Genomic DNA, 22,749 nt, shown 5'->3' with positions numbered 1-22,749 from the left:
CGGCGGGAACTGGTTCCGAGCCTAGGGTGCCGAGCCCGTCTACGCCCTGGGTCGTTCCTCGGATTCAGCTATGAAGTACCGTGCAGCCATGCCCTGGGGACGCCTCTACTTCGCCGTGCAGGCGCTCGGCGGCGCGGCGTGGTGGGCCGCCGTGGCGTTCGTCCCCGCCGTGCGGATCGCGACGCTCGGCAGCCTCGATCCCGTTCCTGTCGCGGCTCTCGACCTCCCGCTGTTCGTCGGCGCCTCCGCTCTCGCCGCGGCCGGGATGCGCTGGGCGGCCGTCACCGCGACGGCCTGGACGCTCCTCGTCGCCGTCGCGCTGGCCGTCTGGGCCACCCTGACGGGGGAAGCGGGCTGGGGCGTCGTCGCGATGCTCGCCGCGGCGGGCGGCTCCGTCGTCGCGGCGTGCCTGCTCCTGCTCGGGCGGGTGCCCACGCGCTGGATCGCCTCCGGTCCCTTCTCGTTCCGCGTCGCGACCGCGGGCCGCCGGCCCGGCTCGCACCTCGCGGCGACCCTCGGGCAGATCGCGGTGTTCTGGGGAGGCGCGCTGGTCGTGATCCCGCTGGTGATCGCTGCGCTGGAGGCGCGCTGGGGCGTGGGCGCCGGAGCGGCACCGCCCGCGGTCGTCGGCCTCGGCGTCGTGCTGCTGGTCGCGGCGAGCGCGCTCGGGATCTGGTCGGCGCTGACGATGTCGCTCCTCGGCGACGGCACGCCGCTGCCGATCGCGATGACCAATCGGCTGGTGATCGCCGGCCCCTACCGCTGGGTCCGCAACCCGATGGCCGTCGCCGGCATCGCGCAGGGGGTGGCGGTCGGGCTGCTGCTCTCGTCGTGGCTGGTCGTGCTGTACGCGCTCCTCGGCGCCGTCGCCTGGAACCAGGCCGTGCGCCCGCTGGAGGAGGCGGACCTCGCCGCCCGCTTCGGCGCCGACTTCGAGCGCTACCGCTCGCGCGTCCGCTGCTGGGTGCCCCGCCGGCCGGAGCCGTCGCCGCGCCGGCGGTAGCCGCTGCCGCGCCCCGCGCGCGCCGCTGACGCCACGGCCGCAGCTTCCGCCGAGCCGTCCCTCCGCTGCCGAGACACCGCTCCCGTCCCGGCGTCTCGGCTGTCAGCGCGGTGTCCCGGCGATCGACGTGCTGTCGTGCCGCCTCGTGCCCCCGCCGCGCAGGGGAGCCGCCGCGGTCGCTGAAGCGTCCCGCTGACGCCGAGACACCGTCTCCGCTCCGGCGTCTCGCGGCGAGCGCGGTGTCTCGAGGCGCCGGCCGCTCCTCCGCACCCACGACGCGCCTCTCGCGCCGCCCCGTCAGTCCGCCGTGCGCCCGCGCGCCACCACCACGGCGACCAGCCCCGCCGACACCGCGGCCAGCACGACCAGCACACCGCCCACGCCGAGCGCTCCCGCCAGCAGCGGAGTCGCGAGCGCCAGCGCGACGCCGGGGAGCGCCAGGCGCGCGGGCATCGGCTGATGCTCGCCGAGCGGCGCGTGCACCGCCCACAGGGTCAGCACGAAGGCGGCGACCGGCACCGCGACGGCCGCGCCGATCACCGTGTCGGACGCCTCGAGGTGGCCCGCGGTCGCGGCGACGGCCGCCTCCAGCCCGGATCCCAGCGCCGCGAGAGCCGCGAACGCCGCGAAGTGCGCGTAGCCCCAGCGGTAGGAGAGCCCGCGCCGCTGCTCCAGCAGCTCGCCGGAGGGATGCGAGAACGACAGCCACCACAGGGCGAACACGATCACCAGCCCGCAGGCCGCGACCAGCACGAGCGAGGTGCTGACGCCCGACTCCGTCACCGCCCGCTGCACGCCCATCACCGCCGCGAGGACGCCCTCGCCGAGCAGGATGATCGTGAACAGCCCGTACCGCTCGGCGACGTGGTGCGGATGCCAGTTCGCGTCCCCCGCCCGCTGCGCCCAGAGGGGCACCGCCAGCTCGCAGGCGACCAGGAGCAGGAAGCTCACCACCCCGACCTCCTCGGGCAGGAGCAGCCGCAGCAGCCAGCCGACCTGCACGATCGAGAAGCCGACGGCGTTGCGCACGGCGGAGGTGCGGTGCTCCGGAGTCGACACGGCGACGCGGATCCACTGGCTCACCAGCGCGAAACGCATGATCGCGTAGCCGATGGTGATCGCGCGGTAGTCGCCCTCCTCGAAGCCGGCGGGGACTCCGGCCGCGAGCACCAGGACGCCGCCCATCTGAGCGAGGGTCAGCAGCCGGTAGGGCACGTCGTCGGTGTCGTACCCGGACGCGAACCAGGTGAAGTTCATCCACGCCCACCAGATCGCGAAGAACACCATGCCGAAGGGGAGGAGCCCCTCGGCGAGGTGCCCCTCCTCGGTGGCGTGGGCGAGCTGCTGGGCGATCTGAGCGATCGCGACGACGAAGGTCAGGTCGACGAGCAGCTCGAGCGGACTCGAGACGCGGTGCGCCTCGTCGATCGCGCGCGGCTGCATCCGCACGCGGAGGGGGTGCGCGGGGGAGGCGGGCATGCGCTCATCCTGCACCCGCCGGCCGCCCCGCCCCGGACGTGCCTGCTCCCGCGAGTGTCCACGAGTTGTCGCACTCGCCCCTCGAGTGCGACAACTTCTGACCACTCGCTCCTCGGAGCGGCGCGCGCGTGTGCTTGCGGGTGCCTGCTCCCGTGAGTGTCCAGGAGTTGTCGCACTCGCCTACCGAGTGCGACAACTTCTGGACACTCGCGCGCAGACCCTCTGTCCGCGTACCCGGCAGCTCCGCACGCCTGCCCGAGGCCCGCGCCCGCACCCCGCCTACGATGGGTCGGGATGTCCCCCGAATCCGCGCTCGCCGCCCCGACCCGCGCGTCCCCGGGCGCCCGGCGGTCGCGGCGCGGGCCACTCCTCGGGCTCGTCCTGGTCGCCGCCCTCGTGGCGACGCGCCTGCTCGCCCCGGACGCGGCGGGCGACGCCCTCTCGGACGCGGTGCGCGACTTCCTCACCCTCTCGATCAGCGTCGTCATCGAGTCGCTGCCGTTCGTGTTCCTCGGCATCGTCCTCTCGATCGCCGTGCAGCTGTGGGTGCCCGAGGCCGTGCTGCTGAGGATCCTGCCGAAGCGGGCGCTCCCGCGGCGGCTCGTGATCTCGCTGCTCGGCGTGCTCCTCCCGGTCTGCGAGTGCGGCAACGTGCCGCTCGCCCGCGGGCTCATCGTCAAGGGCCTCTCGGTGTCGGAGTCGATGACGTTCCTGCTCGCCGCGCCGATCGTGAATCCGATCACCATCGTCACGACCTACCAGGCCTTCGGCTGGGCCGACGGGATCCTCGTCTGGCGCATCGTCGGCGGCTTCGCGATCGCGAACCTCGTCGGCTGGATCTTCAGCCGCCACTCCGAGCCGATGAGCCTGCTCACCGACCGCTTCCGCGCGGCGTGCGAGGCGGGCGAGCGGCCCTCCCGCTCCCTCCGCGACCGCTCCCGGCGCAGCGTGCTGCTGTTCGCCGAGGAGACCGGGGCGATGATGCCGGCGCTGTTCGTCGGCGCCGCCATCGCGGGGCTGATCCAGGTCGGCGTCTCGCGCGACGTGCTGACCACGCTCGGTGGCGACCCGCTCTGGTCGGTGCTGGCGCTGATGGTGCTCGCCTTCGTCATCTCGATCTGCTCGAACGTCGACGCGTTCTTCGTGCTCTCGTTCGGCTCCACGTTCCTGCCGGGAGGCATCATCGCGTTCCTCGTCTTCGGCCCGATGATCGACGTCAAGATGCTCGCGCTGCTGCGCACCACCTTCTCGGCCGCGACGCTGGTGCGCGTCACCGTGCTGGTCGCCCTCGCCGCCGCCGTGCTGGGACTGGCGGTGAACTATGCGCTCTGAGCGGCTCCTCGCCCGCTGGAAGGGCGTCGTCCTCAGCCTGATCGGCGTCGTCTCGACCCTGTGGCTCGCGGCGACCGGTCGGCTCGGCCTCTACATCCATCCCCGCTACTTCGAGTTCTCGGTGGTGCTCGCGGTGATCGCCGGAGTGCTGCTGATCGCGGCGTTCGCGGTGGTGCCGGGCGCTGAGGAGGACGCCCACGAGCACGAGGGCGACGTCGAGCACCTCCACGCCCCCGCGCCCGTCCGCCCCTGGCGCCGGGTGGTCGCGGTCGCGGCCGGAGTCGCGGTGATCGCCGCGGCCGCCGTCGCCCTGCTCGTGCTCCCGCCGGCCGCTCTCACCGCCTCGACCGCGACGCAGCGCGAGGTCAACACCAGCGCCGTCGACGCTTCGGTGACCGCCGCGGCGCCCACCGGCGACACCGCCTCCTTCAGCGTGCGCGACTGGGCGACCCTGCTGCGCCAGGGGGCGAGCGAGCAGTTCCTCGCCGGCCGCACGGCCACGGTGAGCGGATTCGTGACCCCCGACGCCTCCGACCCCGAGAACGTCTTCTACATCGCCCGCTTCGTGGTCACCTGCTGCGCGGTGGACGCGCAGCCGGTGGGCGTGCCGGTCCACCAGGCAGGCTGGGCCGACACCTGGTCGGAGGGGCAGTGGCTGGAGGCGAGCGGTGGCTTCGGCGCGAATCCGAGTGTCACCAGCGCCGAGGCGGTCGTGCTGGAGCCGGACTCGGTCACCCCGATCGACGAGCCCTCGATGCCGTATGTCTACTGATCCGTTCGCGACCGAGGTCCGGACCGGAGGAACGGGCCGGAGCGGCGCGCGGCGGACTCCCGGCCTCGGTTCCGCACGGTCCCGCGGCTTCCCCCGCCTCTTCTGGGCCGTCGTCGCCGTGCTCGTGCTCGCGGTCGGCGGTCTCACCGCCGCCACTGTCGCGAAGGGGCCCCGGGTCGCCTCCCTCGAGGTCAGCACCGACGGAGTGGTCGAGCGCGACGGCTCCCGCGCTCGCCTGCACCTCGACCAGGCGCTCGAGCCGGACGCGCTCGACCGCGTCACCGTGACTCCGGACGCCCCGCACACCGCCGAGCTCGACGGCGGCATGCTCACGGTGACCTTCACCGACACCCTCCGCTACGCCACCACCTACGAGATCGGGATCGACGAGGCCCGCAGCGCCGCGACGGGGTCCGCCTCCGACCTCGCCGCCTCCTTCACCACCAAGGACCCCGACCTCTTCACCCTCGACCGCACCGCCGACGATCCGTCGCAGCCCGACGCCGTCCGGGTGCGGCCCCTCTCGGGAGGCGACACCCGCGTCCTCGTCACGGCCGACCGGATCCAGGACTACGTCGTCGTCGGCCCGGTGCTGGTGGTCGTGACCATCGAGCCCGACGACACGAACCTCCTCCGCACGGTCACGCTCGACACCGGCTCCGAGGGCGTCATCCCGCTCCCCGGTCCCGGAACCGTGCGCGAGCTGCACTCCTCGCCCGAGAAGGGCGTGCTCGGCTGGACCTTCACCGGGCAGGCGCCGTCGGGCCCGCTCGACCGCGCCCTCTACTCCTACGACCTCACCGACCAGAAGGCCGAGGCGGTCCCCGTGCTCGGGATCGACGGCGGTCCGCTGCGGGCGCGCGACTGGATGTTCGTGCCCGGCACCACCTCCGTCGTCACCCACTCGCTCGACGACACCGTGCTCCTGCTCGACCTGCTGACGCCCGGCTCGATCAGCCCGCTCGGGCAGCACGCGGAGCTGCGGGGATTCGTGCCCGGCGCGAACCGGCTCGTGGTGGCCGACCCCGAGGCGGGCTCGCTGATCGACCTGGCCGACGGCTCGGTCGAGACGCTCGCCCTCCCGCCGGCGGAGGTGAGCGCGACCGCGTCGCCGGTGCAGATCCTGCTCCTCGACTCCGGGAGCTACGTGGAGCTCGAGGCCGAGTACGCGCCGGAGACCAGTGCGACCCAGTACTCCGTCGTCCGCGTCGACGCGTCCGGAACCTCGGAGGTGTTCCGCACCTCGCCGACGGGGCGCATCCGCGGCGTCTGCCTCTCGCCGAACGGGCAGTACCTCGCCGTCGAGACCGTCTCGGTCGAGGGCCGGCCGGACGACTACCCGGGTGAGCCGGGCTTCAGCGCGACCTCGACCGTGCTCGTCGACCTCGGCACCGGCGACACCTCCCGCAGCGTCAACGGACGCTCGCGCGACTGGTGCGCGTAGAGGACCCGAGCCGCGGGCTCCCGGCCCGGACGCGGCGCCCGCCCGAGACGCGCGGGCTCGCGGCCTCGCGGAGCTCAGTCGAACCGGGCGCCCCCGGGGCGCGGCGGCAGCACGAACAGGATCAGCAGGAACACGTAGCCGGCGATCGGGATGAGCCCCGCGAGGATCCAGAGCCCGCTGCGGTTCACGTCGTGCAGCCGGCGCCAGACCAGCGACAGAGAGGGGATCAGCGTCGCGAGGCCGATGATCCCGGCGACGGCGGCGACCCATGCGGTGTCGAAGGGCCCGCGGCTGGGGTACGGCGTCAGCGTCAGGTCGAGGCCCCACCGACCGCCGTCGGCGATCTGCAGCAGCGCGGTGACCACGCTGCCGAGGAGGATGATCCACCAGTACTCGGCCCGGCTCGCCCTTCCGCGGAAGCGGAGGTAGTTGCCGAAGAAGCGGCGGAGGGCCGCCATCGGCGGGGCTCCGTAGTAGGGGAGTGCCAGCGGCGGCTCGAGGGTGCGCGGGCTCATCGGGTTCCGTCTCTCATCGCTCGACCGTATCCCCTGCTCCCCGGGGCACCGCGTCGTCCCTGCGGACGACATCCCCGTGTTCAACGGAGAAGGCGACCGTGTTCACGACGGAGGCAGGCGGCCGTGTTCACGACGGAGGCAGGCGGCCGTGTTCACGACGCTGGAACGCCGCCGCGCCCACGACTCAGGAAGGCCGCTGTGTTCACAACTCAGGAAGAACGTTCCACGAGGAGCACGAACGCGCGGATCGGAGCGCGCCGGAGCACATTCTTCCTGAGTTGTGAACACGATCAGCGGCTGGGGACCGCCTCCGCCCGCACCGCGGCCGTCGCCCGGGCGTCGACGATCAGGCTGACGACGAGCCCCACCGCGACGATGACGATCGCGACCCACGGCAGCACGTCGAGGCCGCTGGCGTCGATGGCCAGTCCGCCGACGACCGCGCCGCCGCCGATGCCGATGTTGAACGCCGTCGTCTGCAGCGCCGCGGCGAGGCTCCGCAGCTGGAAGGAGGAGGTGCGCAGCATCCGGGTCTGCAGCATCGCCGGGATGCCGCCGAACGCGATGTTCCAGACCACGGCGGCGACGACCACGGCCGTGGCGGCGCCGGTGCCCGCGGCGACGGCCAGGCCCGCCAGCGCCAGCACGACCGCGATCGCGGCGACCACGAAGCCGGAGCGGGGGAAGCGGTCGGTCGCGAAGCCGGCCAGGACGAGTCCGACCGCCCCCGCACCGCCGAAAGCGAAGAGCACGAGCGGCACTGTGTCGGGGGCGAACGAGGCGTTCTCGAGCCAGGGCGTGATGTAGGTCGAGAGGGTGTTCTGGCCGATCAGCACCAGGAGGATGACGACGCAGACGCCGATGATGCGGGGGAGCGTGCGGTCCTTCCGGGCGGGCAGGCGGATCTCGCCGGTCCGCAGCGGGATGTGATGGTCGACCGCGGGCAGGAACTTCACCACGATCAGCGCGAGCACGAGGACCACGCCGCCGAGGATCGCGAAGGTGGGCCGCCAGCCGAACGCGTGCCCGAGCGCCGTGCCCAGGGGGACGCCGAGGACGAAGGCCGCGGATCCGCCGCCCGCCGTGATCGCGGTCGCGCGGCCGAGCTGCTCCGGAGCGACGAGGTGCGCGGAGTAGGCGGCGACGATCGCCCAGAAGAGGCCGTGGGCGAGACCGCCGAGGACGCGTGCGCCGATGAGCAGCCCGAAGGTCGGAGCGAGCGCGGCGAGGACGTTGGCGACCGCGATGGTGCACAGCGCCACCAGGAGGAGGCTCTTGCGCGAGAAGCGCTGCGTCACCAGGGTCAGCGGGGTCGTCGCGACGACGACGGTCGCGGCGAAGATCGTGACGAGCTGGCCGGTGAGCGAGATGCTCACGCCGAGGTCGCGCGACATGTCGGGGATGAGGCCGGTCGGGAGGAACTCGCTGGTGACCGACACGAAGACGGCGCCGGCGAGCGTGAGCAGGCCGATCCAGGGGAAGGCGGGGGCTTTCGCGGTGTCCTGAGGGTTCACGGTGTCCTGAGTGCGAGGGGGCGGGAAGGCGACCATCAAGCCTCGCACGCCTGCGCGGCGAAGGGGGACGGGGCGGGTCCTGTCCGCCCGGTGTTCACCTGCTCCGAGCGCCGGTACCACAGCGGACCGCGGGCGGGTACGGGTGGTCCGGCGCCGTCCGGGCGCGTTGCATGAGGGTGAGCGGCCCGATCCCTGGTCCGCGGACGGAGGAGCCATGCCCGATCAGTACACGTTCACGAACCCCGCGACGCAGTACCCGAACGTCACCCCGCCGGTGCAGCAGCAGCCCGAGCCGGGCCTGCAGTCGCGGATGACGCCGGTGCCCGACCTCGGCGAGGAGAGCTACCGAGGCACGGGCCGACTCGCGGGCCGCCGCGCGCTCATCACGGGAGCCGACTCCGGGATCGGCGCCGCCGTGGCCATCGCCTTCGCCCGCGAGGGCGCCGACGTCGCCCTCGCCTACCTTCCGAGCGAGGAGGAGGACGCGCAGCACGTGACCGAGCTGATCCGCGCGGAGGGGCGCACCGCCGTGCCGATCCCCGGCGATCTCACGAGTGCCGAGTACTGCACCCGGCTCGTGGCGGAGGCGGTCGAGGGCCTGGGCGGGCTCGACGCGGTCGTGAACGTCGCCGGCAAGCAGATCTGGCAGGAGGACGTCCTCGAGCTCACTGACGAGCAGTTCGAGACGACCTTCGCGGTCAACGTGTTCGCGCCGTTCCGCATCATCCGCGCGGCGCTGCCGCACCTCCCCGCGGGCTCCACGATCATCAACACGGCGTCGGCGGAGGCGCACAAGCCCGCCCCCGACCGCCTCGACTACGCGATGACCAAGGGCGCGATCAACAACCTCTCGAAGGGCCTCGCGCAGCAGCTCGCCGCGAAGGGCATCCGCGTGAACGTCGTCGCCCCCGGCCCGACCTGGACCGCCCTGCAGGTCAGCGGCGGCGTCGACCCCGAGAGCCTGCCCGAGTTCGGCTCGAGCGAGGCGCCGATGGGCCGCGCCGCGCAGCCCGCCGAGCAGGCCCCCGCCTACGTGTTCCTCGCCTCCGCCGAGTCGAGCTACGTCCTCGGCGAGACCCTCAACGTCAACGGCGGCATGGTCAGCCCCTGACCCCGCCCCGCCTCCCCTCCCCGATCTCGCGAAATTTCGCGAGATCTCCCCGGGCGGACGAGATGCTGCGGCCTGCCGGGACATCTCGTCCGCCCGGTCCCATCTCGCGAGGGCGGCGGCCCGTGCTCAGCGAGCGAGGGCCGCGAGTTCGGCGCGGGTGCGCGCCCCGGCCTTGCGCAGCAGGTTCGACACGTGGAACTTCGCGGTGTTCCCGCTGATCCCGAGCTCCTCCGCGATGCCGCGGTTGGAGGCGCCGAGCGTCACCAGGTGCAGCACCTCGCGCTCCCGGGCGCTCAGCGCCGCCAGCTCGAGTCCGTCCGGCTGCGCCGGCGGGTCGAGCGGCAGGCGGATCGACAGGGTCGACCCCCAGCCCGCGGTCGAGGTGATCTCAAGGCCGCCGTCGAGCCCGCGCACCCGCTCCGCGATCGGCCGGAGCGCCTCGTCGCGGGCGCTCAGCCTCCCGCTGCCGTCGTCGCGGATCTCGATGAGCAGGTTCAGGCCGTCGCAGTCCCACTGGATCCGCACCCGCCGCGTCTCCTCCGCCTCGACGGAGGCGAGCACCGCGGCCCGGACGATCGCCCGCGCCGCATGCGCCACCTCGCCCGGCAGAGCGCGCCCGGTCGTCGGCGGCTCCACGAACTGCACATCGAGATCGGCGAACCGCACCAGCGGTCGGAGGTCGCTGCGGAGGCGCGCGAACGCCCCCACCACCGGCTCCAGCATCGCGCTGCGCTGCTCGTCGCTCGCCGTGCGCAGCTCGACGAGCGCGTTCGTCGCGATCTCCACCACCTCCGCCCGCGCCGCCCGGTCGTCGAGCCGCGGGGAGCGGAGCGCGGCGAGCACCGCCTCCAGCGTCACCGCGTGCCGGTCGGCCTGGTCGGCGACCATCCGGGCGTGCTCGAGCAGTGCCGAGCGGGAGGCGTGAGCGGAGTCGTCCATCCCGCGAACCTACCCGCCCTCCTACCCGTAGTCACGTGACCCACCCGACCGGGTAGGCCGTCCTGCTCGGTCAGGGGGCAGCCGGACGGGACGGAGCGGCGCACGCTGGAGACATGAGCGACACCACCGACCCGACGCAGGCCCCCGCCTCCGCCCTCGCCGTCATCACCGCGGAGGTCTCGGCCGCGGCCGATGCCCTCGTCCGCGGCGGCGGCAAGCAGCTGGAGCAGGTCGCCTCGCTCCTCGCCGGAGCCGACCGGGTCTTCGTGCACGGCGCCGGCCGCTCGGGCCTCGCCCTCCGGATGACCGCGATGCGGCTGATGCACCTGGGCCTGCGCGTCCACGTCGTCGGCGACGCGACCACCCCGGCCATCGCTCCTGGCGACGTGCTGCTGACCGCGAGCGGCTCCGGCACCACCGCGGGCATCGTCCGCGCCGCGCAGAGCGCCGTCGACGCCGGAGCCAGGGTCGCCGCGCTGACCACCGCCGGCTCCTCTCCGCTGGCCGAGCTCGCCTCCGCCGTCGTCGTCGTGCCCGCGGCCGAGAAGCTCGACCGCTCCGGCACCGCCTCCGCGCAGTACTCAGGCGGGCTGTTCGAGCAGACCGTCGTCCTCACCGGGGACGCGCTCTTCCACGCTCTGTGGAAGCGCAGCGGCATCGACGCCGACGACCTCTGGCCGCGTCACGCGAATCTCGAATGACCCGACCAGACGACCTCTGGCCGCGTCACGCGAACCTCGAATGACCCGACCCCCACGACCCGGGACCGCACCTCCGCGCTCCCGCCCCGCCGATCAGGAAGAAGCACCCATGAAGCTCCAGTTCGCCATGGACACTCTCAGCACCGAGACCGCCCTCGAGCTCGCCGCCCAGGCCGCGCCGCACGTCGACATCCTCGAGCTCGGCACCCCGCTCATCAAGAGCGCCGGAGTCTCGGCCATCACGGCCGTCAAGGAGGCGCACCCCGACAAGATCGTCTTCGCCGACCTCAAGACCATGGACGCCGGTGAGCTCGAGGCCGACATGGCCTTCTCGGCCGGAGCCGACCTGGTGACGGTCCTCGGCGTCGCCGGCGACAGCACCATCACCGGAGCGGTCACGGCCGCGACGAAGCACGGCAAGGGCGTCGTCGTCGACCTCATCGGAGTGCCCGACAAGGCCGAGCGCGCGAAGCAGGTCGTCGCCCTCGGCGCCGAGTTCGTCGAGATGCACGCCGGCCTCGACGAGCAGGCGGAGGACGGGTACACCCTCGACTCCCTGCTGACCGACGGCACCTCCTCGGGCGTCCCCTTCTCCGTCGCCGGAGGCGTGAGCACCGACACGATCGCGGCCGTGCAGCGCTCGGGTGCCCAGGTCGCCGTCGCCGGCAGCGCCATATACAGCGCCCCGGACGTGGGAGCCGCCGCGGCCGCCCTCCGCGCCGCGATCTCCTGACCCGACCGAGCGCCCGGGGCCCAGCGGCTCCGGGCGCTCCTGCGCGTCCGGTCCGTGCGCCCGGCGTCGACCCGCTCGTCCGCGGCGGGAGCACGAGGTGTCCTGAAGGGGCACGCAACCACGAAGGAGCACCATGAGCACCACGTCCCTCCCCATCGAGACCTACTCCGACGAGCAGGGCTGGCACAACCGCATCGCCCGCGCGCGTGTCGCGCTCAGCCACCACGACTCCCGCCAGGAGGCGGAGGAGGTCGGCCGCGAGATCGCCGACCAGCGCGGTGGCGAGCACGTCGTCGTCGACTGACGCCTCCCGTCCCGGCCAGGGGCCGCGCGCGTAGCGCTCCCGCACCCGGCCGGTCAACCTTCTCGCGTCGCGGCGAGCCCCGCGCCTACCGTTGCCCGTCGTGCTCGCTCCGAGTGCGCGACGAGAGGACGACATGGCGACCACGAGCCACACCCCCGCGACCGAGGGCGGCGGCACCTCCCTCAAGCGCCGCATCACCGGCCCGCTGCTCTACTTCTTCATCCTCGGCGACGTGCTCGGCGCCGGCATCTACGCCCTCATGGGCACCCTGTCGGCCGAGGTCGGCGGCGCCGTCTGGATGCCGCTGCTGCTCGCGCTCGGGCTCGCGCTGCTGACCGCCGGCTCCTACGCCGAGCTGGTCACCAAGTACCCGAAGGCCGGAGGCGCGGCCGTGTTCGCGCAGCGGGCCTTCAAGCGCCCGATCGTCTCGTTCCTGGTGGGCTTCGCCATGCTCGCCGCGGGAGTCACCAGCGCGGCCGGCCTCTCGCTCGCGTTCGCCGGCGACTACCTCGGCACCTTCCTCGACCTGCCGACCGTGCCGACCGCGATCGTCTTCCTGATCCTCGTCGCCTGCCTGAACGCGCGGGGCGTCGCGGAGTCGCTGCTCAGCAACACGGTGATGACGATCATCGAGGTCGGCGGCCTCGTGATCGTGATCGCCTGCGTCGCACTGCTCGTGGCGGGAGGCGGCGGCGACCTCTCGCGCACGGTCGAGCTCAGCTCGGAGCAGGCTCCCGCGCTGGCGGTGCTCGGCGCGGCGATCATCGCGTACTACTCCTTCGTCGGCTTCGAGACCTCGGCGAACATCGCCGAGGAGATCCGCGACCCGAGCCGCGTCTATCCGAAGGCCCTGTTCGGCTCCCTCCTCACGGCCGGCGGCGTCTACGTGCTGGTCGGCCTCGCGAGCTCGATCGCCGTGCCCGCGGACGAGCTGGCCGGATCCTCCGCGCCGCTGCTCGACGTGGTGACAGCGAGCGGAGCGGGCGTCCCGGCCTGGCTGTTCAGCCTCATCGCGCTGATCGCGGTCGCGAACGGCGCGCTGCTGACGATGATCATGGCGAGCCGGGTCACCTACGGGATGGCGAAGGACGGACTGCTCCCCGACGTGCTCGGGCGGGTGCTGCCGAACCGGCGGACGCCGTGGGTGGCGATCGCGGTGACCACCGTGGCCGCGTGCCTCCTGACCCTCGTCGGCGATCTGGCGACCCTCGCCGAGACCGTGGTGCTGCTGCTCCTGCTGGTGTTCATCAGCACCAACGTGTCGGTGCTCGTGCTGCGGCGCGACCGGGTCGAGCACGCCCACTTCCGGGTCTGGACCGTGATCCCGGTGCTCGGCGTCGCCTCCTGCGTGCTGCTGCTCAGCCAGCAGGACCCGATGGTCTGGCTCTACTCCGCGGTGCTGCTCGGGGTCGGCGTGCTCGTGCACCTCGCCACGCGCGGCTCCTCCCGCCGCACCGCCTCCTGACCCGCCCCCCATCTCGCGAAATTTCGCGACATGGGGCGGCGCGGTCGAGATGCCCCGGTCTGCCGCGGCATCTCGACCGCGGGCGGGCATCTCGCGAGACGACGCCGCGCAGGGCCTGCACAGGGGGGTCCGCCAGACTGGCGTGAGCCGATGACGGCGACCGGACGAGGGAGCAGTACCCGGAACGCGACAAGACTGACTCGACAAGGAGTCGTCATGTCCTGGATCGTCCTCATCCTCTCCGGTGTCCTCGAAGCCGTATGGGCCACCGCCCTCGGCAAGTCCGAGGGATTCACCCGGCTCGGCCCGTCGGTCGTCTTCGGAGTCGGCGTCGTCGCGAGCATGGCCGGCCTCGCCTACGCGATGCGCGAGCTGCCCACCGGCACGGCTTACGCGGTCTGGGTCGGGATCGGCGCCTCGCTGACCGTTCTCTACGGCATGTTCTTCGGCGGCGAGGGCTTCTCGCTCGTGCGCACGCTGCTGGTCCTCGGGATCGTCGGCTGCGTCGTCGGCCTGAAGCTCGTGCACTGACCGCCACCCCCGTCCTCCCTCCGCGAGATGCCACTTCAGTACGCGACACGCCGACGGAGGCGTACCGGACTGGCATCTCGCCGAGGGTCCGAGGTCGGTGGTTGCAGGACGACGCGCGTTCCACCTAGGCTCGGCGCATCAGGGGAGAACGATCGTTCTACTGCTCTCCCCGCCCCCCCCAAGGAGGACTCATGCCCACTCGTACCGCACGCACCGCCTGGAACGGCTCGCTCGAGACCGGCGAGGGCCAGGTCGAGCTCTCGAGCTCGAAGATCGGCACCTACGACGTCTCGTTCCCCAAGCGCGCCGCCGACGACGCCAATGGCTCGACCAGCCCCGAGGAGCTCCTCGCGGCCGCCCACTCCGCCTGCTACGCGATGCAGTTCTCGGCCGTCCTCGGCCAGGCCGGCGGCACCGTCGAGGCGCTCGACGTCCGCGCCGACGTCTCGCTCGGCCCGGACTCGGCCGGCGGATTCAAGCTCACTGGCATCAAGCTCATCGTGAGCGGCGAGGTCTCCGGCATCGACGAGGCCGCCTTCCTCAAGGCCGCCGACGAGGCCAAGGAGACCTGCCCTGTCAGCAAGGCGCTCACCGGAGTCGACATCACGCTCGACGCCACCTTCGAGGGCTGAGCCCCTCCGCACGTCCCGAGCACCCCGTCGCGCATCGCGGCGGGGTGCTCGTGCGTCCGGGGTGACTGCGGGAGCGGGGTGGATCTCGAGACGCGCGCTCCTCGATCAGCAGGAGAGGGATCTCGATACGCGCGCTGCGCACCCTGCTCGATCAGCAGGAGAGGGATCTCGATACGCGCGCTGCGCACCCTGCTCGATCAGCAGGAGAGAGATCTCCTCAGGCGATGCGCGCTGCTCGATCAGCAGGAGACGGACGCCCGGTGACCGGACTCCGCCCCCCGCCTCATGCTGGGCGAGTAGCCGCTGAGCGGCGTATCGAGACCCCTGTAGCCCGGCGACCCGCCGCCCCCCCTCGCGTCAGACCGATGCCGGCGCGTAGCGGAATCCGGCGCCGAGGTGCTCCTCCGGCAGCCGGTCGCCGCGGCCGTGCAGCTTCTGGCGGAGGCTCCCCTCGACGTACTCCTCCGGGTACGCGCCGCGGCGGCGCAGCTCCGGCACGATGAACTCCACCACGTCCTCGAACGTGCCGGGCGTGATCGCGTAGGCGAGGTTGAACCCGTCCACGTCGGTCTCCTCGACCCACTCCTGCAGGTGGTCGGCCACCTCCGCGGGCGAGCCGACGACGAACGGGCCGAGCCCGCCGATCACGCTGAGCTTGGCGATGTCGCGGACCTTCCACTCCGAGCCGTCCTCGTTCGCCTCCTGGAAGTTGGCGACGGCCGACTGGATCGCGTTGCTCTTCACGTTGCCGATCGGCTCGTCGAGGTCGTACTGCGACAGGTCGATGCCCATCCAGCCCGACATGAAGACCAGCGCCCCCTCCTCGCTCCCGTAGGAGAGGTAGTCGCGGTGCTTCTCGTGCGCGGCCTCGCTGGTCTCGGCGGTGATGATCGTCAGCAGGGTGTAGATCTTCGCGGAATAGCGGTCGCGGCCGGCCGCCTCGAGAGCGTCGCGGATGCGCGAGACGGTCGCCTTCAGGCCCGCCTTCGTCGAGGACGCGACGAAGATCGCCTCCGCGTTGCCCGCCGCGAAGCGGATGCCGCGCGGCGAGGCTCCCGCCTGGTAGATGACGGGGGTCCGCTGCACCGACGGCTCCGAGAGGTGGATGCCGGGGACGGTGAAGTTCTTGCCGCGGTGCCCGATCTCGTGCACCTTCGCCGGGTCGGTGAAGACGCCGGACTCGCGGTCGCGGACGACCGCGTCGTCCTCCCACGACCCCTCCCACAGCTTGTAGAGCACCTCGAGGTACTCGTCGGCGACGTCGTAGCGGTCGTCGTGCTCCAGCTGGTCCTCGTGGCCCATGTTGCGGGCGGCGCTGGGGAGGTAGCCGGTGACGACGTTCCAGCCCACGCGGCCCTTCGTCAGGTGGTCGAGCGTCGACATGCGCCGCGCGAACGGGTACGGGTGCTCGTAGGCGGTGCCCGCGGTGATGCCGAAGCCGAGGTGCTCGGTCGCGGCGGCCATCGCCGAGACGAGGAGGATCGGGTCGTTGACGGGGACCTGCGCGCCGTGGCGGATCGCCGCCTCGTTCGAGCCGCCGTAGACGTCGTAGGTGCCGAGCACGTCGGCGATGAAGATCCCGTCGAAGGTGCCGCGCTCGAGCAGCTTCGCCAGGTCGGTCCAGTACGAGAGGTCCTTGTACCGCCAGGACTGGTCCTGGGGGTGGCGCCACATGCCCGAGGACTGGTGGGCGACGCAGTTCATGTCGAAGGCGTTGAAGCGGATCTGGCGGGTCATGGAGTCGATAGTGCCCAGCGGAGCCGCGATCGGGTACCGAGGGCGACGCACGACGTCACAAAGCGGCGCCCGTCGAGAGCGGGGAGCCTCTCGAGGTGGTCCCCTGCGGACGAGATGCCGTGCCGTGCGGCACGATCTCGTCCGCAGCGGCCCATCTCGCGAAATTTCGCAAGATCCGGGGCGGCGTCAGGCCAGCTCGCGCCCCAGGAAGCGCACGTGCTCGCCTATCTGGAACGCCTCGCCGCCCTCGTGGCCGTTGAACGGGTAGACGCGGATCTCGCGGGGTCCGGCGTAGCGGTTGTAGGACGCGTAGACGGTCGACGGCGGGCAGATGTCGTCGCGGAGCGCCACCGAGAACAGCGCGGGGGACTGCGCGTAGGGGGCGAAGGAGGTGCCGTCGAAGTACGAGAGGGTGTGGAACACGCGCGCCTCGGCACCGCGGTGGGTGTGCAGGTACTGCACGATCTCGCCGTACGGCATCGTGTCGACCAGCCGCACGGCGTGCGGGATGTGGGAGAGGAACGGCACGTCCACGATCGCGGCGCGCGCCGACTCCGACTCGCCGAGCAGGCCCAGGATCCCGGTGACGGCCAGGGCGATCCCGCCTCCCTGGCTGCCGCCCGAGACGGCCACGCGGGAGGCGTCGACCGCGGGATGCGCGCACAGCACGTCGAGCGCGCGGACGGCGTCGGTGAAGACGCGGCGGTAGAAGTGCTCCGCGGGCGACTCGATGCCCTGCGTCATGAAGCCGGCGGCGTGCGGGCCGCTGCCCACCGGGTCGGGCGTGGCTCCGGCGCGGTGCCCGGACCCCTGGCCGCGGGTGTCCATGACCAGGTGGGCGTAGCCGGCGGCCGACATCGCGGTCCACTCCGCGAGCTGCCCGCGGCCGCCTCCGTAGCCGATGAAGGTCACGAGCCCGGGGAGGGGGCCCTCGACGCCGCGGGGGAGGATCAGCCATGCGCGGATCGGGTGGCCGCCGAAGCCGGAGTACGTGACGTCGAAGGTGTCGAGCAGCGAGAAGCCGGCATCGACCCGCTCGAGGTGCGGCTCGGTCGCGACGGCTCTCGCCTCGGCGATCGTGTCGCGCCAGAACTCGGCGAACCCGGCGGGCTCGGCGATCTCGGGGGCGTACTGCTCGAGGAGGTCGAGCGGGAGGTCGAACTGCGGCATCACGGACTCCTTCTCGGGCAGCGGCGCCCGAGGACAGAGGCTACTGGAGGGACGGGCCGACCTGGGTGCGGCGTGGGAGAACGCCGCAGAGCGGAATGCCTGCGCGCCCTCCGCGTTCTCCTCAGCATGACGACGTACGGAATCATCGGAGCAGGCAACATCGGCAGCCAGGTCGCACGGGCGGTCATCGCCCTCGGGGACGAGGTGGTCATCGCGAACTCGCGCGGCCCCGAGACCCTCGCCGACCTCATCGCGGAGCTCGGCCCGAAGGCCCGCGCCGCCACGGCACAGGAGGCGGCCGAGGCCGCCGAGATCGCCGTGGTGACGGTGCCGCTGAAGAACCTCGAGGAGGTGCCGGTCGCCCCGCTCGCCGGCAAGATCGTCCTCGACACGAACAACTACTACTTCGAGCGCGACGGCCGCATCGAGGCGCTCGACAAGGGCGAGACCACGACCAGCGAGATGCTCCAGCAGCACCTCCCGGAGTCGAAGGTCGTCAAGGCGTTCAACCACATCATGGCCGCCGACATCACCACCGACGGCACCCCGGCCGGCACGCCCGACCGCCGCGCCCTCGCGACGTCGAGCGACTACCCCGAGGCGATCCACTTCGTGACCGACCTCTACGACCGGATCGGTTTCGACACCGTCGCGATCACGCCGCTGAGCGAGTCGTGGCGCGTCGAGCGCGACCGCCCCGCCTACGTGGTCCGTCAGAACCGCGAGGAGCTCGAGGCCAACCTCGCGAAGGCCCCCCGCACGGTCTGATCCGGCCTCTCGAAGGGGAGCGGTGCTGCGGCGCCGCTCCCCTTCGGCGTGTCCGGACCGCGACGGAGGCGCGCCCGGGACGGCCCCCTCGGCGTCCGCCGCCGCCGGGCCTGCGATAGTCGAGAGGACCAGCCACGCACCAGAGAGTCCCGATCGGGCTCCGAGAGGAGAGGTCTGCCATGCCCTCGACACCCCGTTCCGTCCCCTCCCGCTCCGGGCTCTCGCGCCGTAGCGTCGTGATCGGCGGTCTCGCGGTGCTCCCGCTGCTCAGCGCCTGCACGCCCGACTCCTCCGCTCCGGACGACGCCCAGCAGGAGGCGCCCCGCACCCGCACCGCGGCTCCGAGCGGGCCGGTGGTGCTCGCCCCCGACGCGCTCGCCGCGAGTGCGGCCCTGTTCGCCGCGGCTCCGCTGGTCGTCCTGGTCGAGGACGTCGCCGAGTCCCGTCTGCGGGCCGCCCAGGTGAGCATCGCCTGGGGTGTGCCGCTGCTGGTCGGCTCGGCGGGATCCGGAGCGACGCCCGCCCCGACCGCGGACGCCGCGGCCGCAGGATCCACGGCTTCCGCGACGCCGTCCGACTCCGCGGACCCGACCGGATCCGCGACCCCGTCCGCCGCTCCGTCCTCCACCGCCCCGACCTCCGACGCCCTCGCCGCCGAGTTCGGCCGCCTCGGCGTGACCCGCGTGCTCGCGATCGGCGACGTCACCGCGCCCGCCGGCGTCGACGTCGTCGCCTCCGCCTCCGACGCGGCCGCCCTCAGCACCGCGTCCGGCGTGATCGTGACCGACCTGGCGCTCGCCGACCTCGCCGCCGCCGCGCCGTCCACCGCCTCCGACGCTCCCTTCGGCACCCTCCCGGCTCGAGCCGACGCCCTGACCGGCCTGCACGGCCTGGCCCGCGCGCAGGACGCCGACGTCGCCGCGCTCGCGACCGCCCGCGCGGCCGGCGTGCCCGTCACCGTGGTCGACGGCGACGACCTGCTCGCCTCGGGCGGCGCCGTGACCGCGATCGCCGAGGCCGACGCCTCCTGCACGCTGCTGCTCGGTCCCGTGCTCGCCGCTCAGCCCGAGCCCGAGTGGGCCGTGCGCGCGGCCGCGAGCGGCTGGCAGCTGCCGGGCGGCGGCCAGCGGATGTTCGGCGGGCACCTCTTCGTCGCGATCTACGGCACTCCGGGCGCACCCGTCCTCGGCGTGCTGGGGGAGCAGGGCCTCGAGCCCACGATCGCGCGGGCGGAGGCGGTGGCGGAGCCGTACCGGGCGCTCACCGGTAAGCAGGTCGTGCCGAGCCTCGAGATCATCACGACGGTCGCGGCGGGCGACCCCGGTAAGGACGGCGACTACTCCAACGAGCTCGACGCCGCCGACATCCGCCCCTACATCGACGCGGCGCAGGCCGCCGGGATGTACGTGGTGCTCGACCTGCAGTCGGGGCTGACCGACTTCCTCACCCAGGCGAAGCAGTACGCGGACCTGCTGACGCTGCCCAACGTCGGCCTCGCGCTCGATCCGGAGTGGCGCCTGCTGCCGGGTCAGAAGCCGCTGGAGCAGATCGGGCGCGTCTCGGCCGCCGAGGTCGACAGCGTGTCGGAGTGGCTGGCCGACCTGGTGCAGAGCGAGGGGCTGCCGCCGAAGATGTTCGTGCTGCACCAGTTCCGGCTGTCGATGCTGCAGGACCGCGACAGCATCCGCCGCGACCGGCCCGAGCTGGAGTTCCTCATCCACGTCGACGGCCAGGGCTCGCAGCCCGACAAGCAGGCGACCTGGGACGCGCTGCACGAGGGCGCCCCCGAGGGCATCGCCTGGGGCTGGAAGAACTTCTACGACGAGGACACGCCCATGCTCACCCCCGCCGAGACCATGGCCGAGGTCCGCCCCCTCCCCGACCTCGTCACCTACCAGTAGCCGCCGCCCCGTCCTCCCTCCCGCGAGATGCCGCTTGGGTACGCGACACGCCGACGCAGGCGTACCGAAGTGGCATCTCGCGGAGGGGAGGGGAGGACGGGCGTCAGCGGCGCAGGAGCTCGCCGGAGACGACGCCGGCCTCGACCTCCTCGAGGGCGCGGCCGCGGGTCTCGGGCACGCGCTTCCAGATGAAGACGAGCGCGAGCAGTCCGACGGCGCCGAACAGGAAGAACGTGCCGGTGATGCCGACCCCGGAGACGAGGGTGGGGAAGAACAGGCCGAGGACCGCGTTCGTGATCCAGTGGCAGAAGATCGCGATGCCGACGCCGATGCCGCGGATCCGCAGCGGGAAGATCTCGGACAGCATCACCCAGGTGACGATGTTGAGGAACGTCTGCATGCTCCCCACGAACGCGACGACCAGCACCAGGATCACGTACGGCCGCGCCGGGTTCCCCACGGGGAGCGCGACGGAGGCGATGCCGATCAGGAAGTGCATCGCGGTGGTCAGGGAGTAGCCGAGCAGGAGGGTCGTGCGGCGGTTCATCGTCTGCATGAGCCGCAGCCCGATCAGGCCGCCGATCACGGCGATCGCCCCGGGCGCGATGTTGGCGACGAGCGCGCCGTCGTGGTCGAAGCCCGCCTCCTTCAGCACCGACTGGCCGTAGTACATGATCGAGTTGATGCCGGTGAGCTGCTGGGCGACTCCGATCCCGATTCCCACCAGCAGGATGCGCACCGCCCAGCGCTCGCGCAGCGCCTGCAGCAGGGGGATCCTCGGGCCGTCCTTCGCACCGATCGAGCGGGCGATGGTCTCCGCCTCCGCGTGCGCCCGGTCGGGCGTGCGGATGGTGGTGAGCACGTCGAGCGCCTCGTCGCGGCGGCCGTGCGCGATCAGCCAGCGCGGCGACTCCGGGACCCGGGTCATGCCGAGCAGGAGTGCGCCGGCGGGGAGTGCGGCGACGGCGAGCATGATCCGCCAGACGCCGGGCAGCTCGCCCCAGACGGTGCCGATGACGGCGTTCGCGACGAACGCGGCGAGCTGGCCGATCACGATCATCAGCTCGTTGCGGCCGGCGAGCGAGCCGCGGATCTCGGAGGGGGAGATCTCGGAGAGGTAGATCGGCACGACCACCGAGGCGCCGCCGACGGCCAGTCCGAGGACCGCCCGCCCGAGGACCATCACGCCGAAGCCCGGCGCCACGACGCAGACCAGGGCGCCGACGAGGAAGAGCACGGCGAGCAGCCGGATCGTGGTCCGCCTCCCGAGGGCGTCGGCGAGGCGTCCGCCCGAGACCGCTCCGATCGCGGCGGCGAAGAGCAGCGAGCTGGTGACGACTCCCTCGGTCAGCGCGGTGAGGCCCAGCTCGGCCGACATCGGCTCCAGGGCGCCGTTGATGACGCCGGTGTCGTAGCCGAAGAGGAGGCCGCCGAGGGTCGCGATGAGCGCGATGAGGCCGAGACGCCGAGTCGGCGCCTCCAGGGAGGTGGTGGTCATCCGCTCACTCTGACGCATGGCCGCGCGGTGAGGGAACCCTGGACGGTCGAGGGAACCCGGTGTAGCGGGTTCCCTCGACGGCTCGGGGTTCCCTCGACGGAGGGGAGAAGGGAGGGGGCTCAGGAGGAGACGCGCGCGCCCTCGCGGAGGCCCTCCTCCTTGGCCTGCTGCACCAGGGCGGCGATGCGGCGGCGCGAGCGCGAGCGGCCGGCGAGCAGCGCCGCGAGGATGAGCGCGACGCCGAGGATCACGAGCAGCTGCGGGACCGGCACGGCCGCGACCGTGATCGACTCCGTCACGGGAGCGGCGGCGACCGGCTCCTGATCGGCAGCGGCGACGGTCGGCGCGATGGTCAGGTCGGCGCCGACTCCGAAGAGCGGCCAGATGCCGTCGAGCTGCACCGAGACGCTGCGCCGGTCGCCGGGCAGCAGCTCCTGCTGGGGGGCGTCGGCCGCGACGACGGGGGCGGTGGCGCCCTGGGCGCTCGCCGTTCCGTCGAGCAGGAGGCGCACGTTGCCGGTGTTCACCACGTCGGCCACGAGCGAGAGGGAGCCGGGCTGGAACGGGTTCCAGGAGAGGCGGTAGTCGCTGGCCAGGTCCTCGACGGAGAAGGAGGGGGTCACCTCGCCGGTCACGCGGGTCATCACGCGGAAGCCGATGCGGCTCTCCACTCCGACGTTCGCGCCTCCCGCCTCGGTGCCCTGCGAGAGCACGGAGGCGGCGATGCCTGCGGCGTGGTCGCCGGGGGTGGCGTTGTCGGGGACCGTCACGGTGAACGGCACCACGCCGCTGCCGCCCGGGTCGACGGTCACGGTCTCGGGGGCGGAGATCCACAGCCCGGCGTCGACCGACTCCTGGTCGGAGTTGAGCATGTTGAAGCGGCCCGTGTCGGTGAAGTAGCCGTCAGCGCTGGTGATGCGGAAGGTCACGGGCTGGTCGCTGAGGTTCCGCACGACCGCCTCGTCGGAGGCGCTCGCGCCGGGGGCGAGCTCGAGCTCGACCCACGCGCGCTTGTCGGGGACGCCGTCGGTGGAGGGGCTGACCGCCCAGGTGATCGCTCCGTCGGCCGCGACGGCCAGCGGAGCGGCGCCCACGCCGAGGAGGGCGACGACCAGCGCCAGGAGCGCGGGGAGGAGCGGGCGGCGGGGAGCGGCGGAGCGGCGCGGAGCAGTCATCAGAACCTCATGGTCGCACGGGAGA

At 72.8% G+C, this 22,749-nt stretch carries 21 protein-coding genes and 1 riboswitch; of the genes, 13 read left to right on the top strand and 8 right to left on the bottom strand.

Annotation, left to right across the window (positions count from 1 at the left end; genetic code table 11):
• Nucleotides 1-88: 88 nt before the first annotated feature.
• Entirely contained in the window at nt 89-1,003 is a 915-nt protein-coding gene (locus GSU45_RS15135) for a methyltransferase (RefSeq protein WP_159916151.1), read from the top strand.
• 297 nt (nt 1,004-1,300) lie between these two features.
• On the opposite strand, the gene GSU45_RS15130 is transcribed toward GSU45_RS15135, so the two are convergent.
• Nucleotides 1,301-2,482: a low temperature requirement protein A gene (locus GSU45_RS15130; RefSeq protein ID WP_208543451.1), complete on the bottom strand. Its 1,182-nt coding sequence runs from the start codon at nt 2,480-2,482 to the stop codon at nt 1,301-1,303.
• A gap of 294 nt (nt 2,483-2,776) precedes the next feature.
• Here GSU45_RS15130 and GSU45_RS15125 point away from each other — a divergent pair, with 294 nt between their 5' ends.
• Genes GSU45_RS15125 through GSU45_RS15115 form a run of 3 tightly spaced genes read left to right on the top strand, consistent with a single transcriptional unit; the run spans nt 2,777 to nt 6,030 of the window.
• Nucleotides 2,777-3,814, top strand: coding sequence for a permease (locus GSU45_RS15125; protein ID WP_159916149.1), 1,038 nt, complete (start codon nt 2,777-2,779; stop codon nt 3,812-3,814).
• Nucleotides 3,804-4,586, top strand: coding sequence for a TIGR03943 family protein (locus GSU45_RS15120; protein ID WP_159916147.1), 783 nt, complete (start codon nt 3,804-3,806; stop codon nt 4,584-4,586). Before GSU45_RS15125 ends, GSU45_RS15120 begins: the two co-directional genes overlap by 11 nt.
• Complete coding sequence (locus GSU45_RS15115) at nt 4,576-6,030, top strand: hypothetical protein (RefSeq protein WP_159916145.1); 1,455 nt, start codon at nt 4,576-4,578, stop codon at nt 6,028-6,030. Before GSU45_RS15120 ends, GSU45_RS15115 begins: the two co-directional genes overlap by 11 nt.
• A gap of 74 nt (nt 6,031-6,104) precedes the next feature.
• Here the strand turns inward: GSU45_RS15115 and GSU45_RS15110 are convergent, their stop codons facing one another.
• The gene (locus GSU45_RS15110) at nt 6,105-6,545 is read right to left on the bottom strand and encodes a DUF805 domain-containing protein (RefSeq protein WP_159916143.1); all 441 of its coding nucleotides are present in this window, start codon (nt 6,543-6,545) and stop codon (nt 6,105-6,107) included.
• Nucleotides 6,546-6,835: 290 nt separating this feature from the next.
• On the bottom strand, nt 6,836-8,059 hold the full coding sequence (locus tag GSU45_RS15105; protein WP_159916141.1) for an MFS transporter: 1,224 nt from the start codon (nt 8,057-8,059) through the stop codon (nt 6,836-6,838).
• Between the two features lie 214 nt (nt 8,060-8,273).
• On the opposite strand from GSU45_RS15105, the gene GSU45_RS15100 reads away from it, so the two are divergent.
• Nucleotides 8,274-9,170 (top strand): SDR family oxidoreductase, encoded by an 897-nt coding sequence (locus GSU45_RS15100; RefSeq protein WP_159916139.1) that lies wholly within the window; start codon nt 8,274-8,276, stop codon nt 9,168-9,170.
• A gap of 126 nt (nt 9,171-9,296) precedes the next feature.
• Here the strand turns inward: GSU45_RS15100 and GSU45_RS15095 are convergent, their stop codons facing one another.
• Entirely contained in the window at nt 9,297-10,109 is an 813-nt protein-coding gene (locus GSU45_RS15095) for a LuxR C-terminal-related transcriptional regulator (protein ID WP_159916137.1), read from the bottom strand.
• A gap of 113 nt (nt 10,110-10,222) precedes the next feature.
• Here GSU45_RS15095 and hxlB point away from each other — a divergent pair, with 113 nt between their 5' ends.
• The 6 genes from hxlB to GSU45_RS15065 all read left to right on the top strand — a co-directional run bounded on the left by hxlB (nt 10,223) and on the right by GSU45_RS15065 (nt 14,475).
• Nucleotides 10,223-10,810, top strand: coding sequence for a 6-phospho-3-hexuloisomerase (gene hxlB, locus GSU45_RS15090; protein WP_159916134.1), 588 nt, complete (start codon nt 10,223-10,225; stop codon nt 10,808-10,810).
• Nucleotides 10,811-10,919: 109 nt separating this feature from the next.
• On the top strand, nt 10,920-11,543 hold the full coding sequence (hxlA, locus tag GSU45_RS15085; RefSeq protein ID WP_159916132.1) for a 3-hexulose-6-phosphate synthase: 624 nt from the start codon (nt 10,920-10,922) through the stop codon (nt 11,541-11,543).
• A gap of 133 nt (nt 11,544-11,676) precedes the next feature.
• Nucleotides 11,677-11,847, top strand: coding sequence for a DUF2188 domain-containing protein (locus GSU45_RS15080; RefSeq protein ID WP_159916130.1), 171 nt, complete (start codon nt 11,677-11,679; stop codon nt 11,845-11,847).
• 133 nt (nt 11,848-11,980) lie between these two features.
• Complete coding sequence (locus GSU45_RS15075; RefSeq protein ID WP_159916128.1) at nt 11,981-13,312, top strand: APC family permease; 1,332 nt, start codon at nt 11,981-11,983, stop codon at nt 13,310-13,312.
• Between the two features lie 141 nt (nt 13,313-13,453).
• Nucleotides 13,454-13,517, top strand: a riboswitch (guanidine-III (ykkC-III) riboswitch).
• An 11-nt stretch (nt 13,518-13,528) separates the two neighbouring features.
• A complete protein-coding gene (locus tag GSU45_RS15070; RefSeq protein WP_104222377.1) occupies nt 13,529-13,843 on the top strand; it encodes a multidrug efflux SMR transporter in 315 nt (104 codons plus the stop codon).
• 191 nt (nt 13,844-14,034) lie between these two features.
• On the top strand, nt 14,035-14,475 hold the full coding sequence (locus tag GSU45_RS15065) for an OsmC family peroxiredoxin (RefSeq protein WP_104222378.1): 441 nt from the start codon (nt 14,035-14,037) through the stop codon (nt 14,473-14,475).
• Nucleotides 14,476-14,832: 357 nt separating this feature from the next.
• Here the strand turns inward: GSU45_RS15065 and GSU45_RS15060 are convergent, their stop codons facing one another.
• Both GSU45_RS15060 and GSU45_RS15055 read right to left on the bottom strand, forming a co-directional pair.
• On the bottom strand, nt 14,833-16,212 hold the full coding sequence (locus GSU45_RS15060; protein WP_159916126.1) for an LLM class flavin-dependent oxidoreductase: 1,380 nt from the start codon (nt 16,210-16,212) through the stop codon (nt 14,833-14,835).
• A gap of 186 nt (nt 16,213-16,398) precedes the next feature.
• Entirely contained in the window at nt 16,399-17,382 is a 984-nt protein-coding gene (locus tag GSU45_RS15055; protein ID WP_159916124.1) for an acetylxylan esterase, read from the bottom strand.
• Nucleotides 17,383-17,508: 126 nt separating this feature from the next.
• Here GSU45_RS15055 and GSU45_RS15050 point away from each other — a divergent pair, with 126 nt between their 5' ends.
• Together GSU45_RS15050 and GSU45_RS15045 are read left to right on the top strand one after the other, a co-directional pair.
• Entirely contained in the window at nt 17,509-18,150 is a 642-nt protein-coding gene (locus GSU45_RS15050; RefSeq protein ID WP_104227021.1) for an NAD(P)-binding domain-containing protein, read from the top strand.
• Between the two features lie 179 nt (nt 18,151-18,329).
• Nucleotides 18,330-20,051, top strand: coding sequence for a hypothetical protein (locus GSU45_RS15045; protein WP_159916122.1), 1,722 nt, complete (start codon nt 18,330-18,332; stop codon nt 20,049-20,051).
• A gap of 103 nt (nt 20,052-20,154) precedes the next feature.
• On the opposite strand, the gene GSU45_RS15040 is transcribed toward GSU45_RS15045, so the two are convergent.
• On the bottom strand, nt 20,155-21,549 hold the full coding sequence (locus GSU45_RS15040; RefSeq protein ID WP_244248137.1) for a sugar porter family MFS transporter: 1,395 nt from the start codon (nt 21,547-21,549) through the stop codon (nt 20,155-20,157).
• 119 nt (nt 21,550-21,668) lie between these two features.
• Complete coding sequence (locus GSU45_RS15035) at nt 21,669-22,724, bottom strand: DUF916 domain-containing protein (protein WP_159916118.1); 1,056 nt, start codon at nt 22,722-22,724, stop codon at nt 21,669-21,671.
• Nucleotides 22,725-22,749: the final 25 nt, after the last annotated feature.

The organism is Rathayibacter sp. VKM Ac-2801 (assembly GCF_009834245.1).
Lineage (GTDB): Bacteria > Actinomycetota > Actinomycetes > Actinomycetales > Microbacteriaceae > Rathayibacter.
This window is presented reverse-complemented; position numbering and strand designations above follow the sequence as displayed.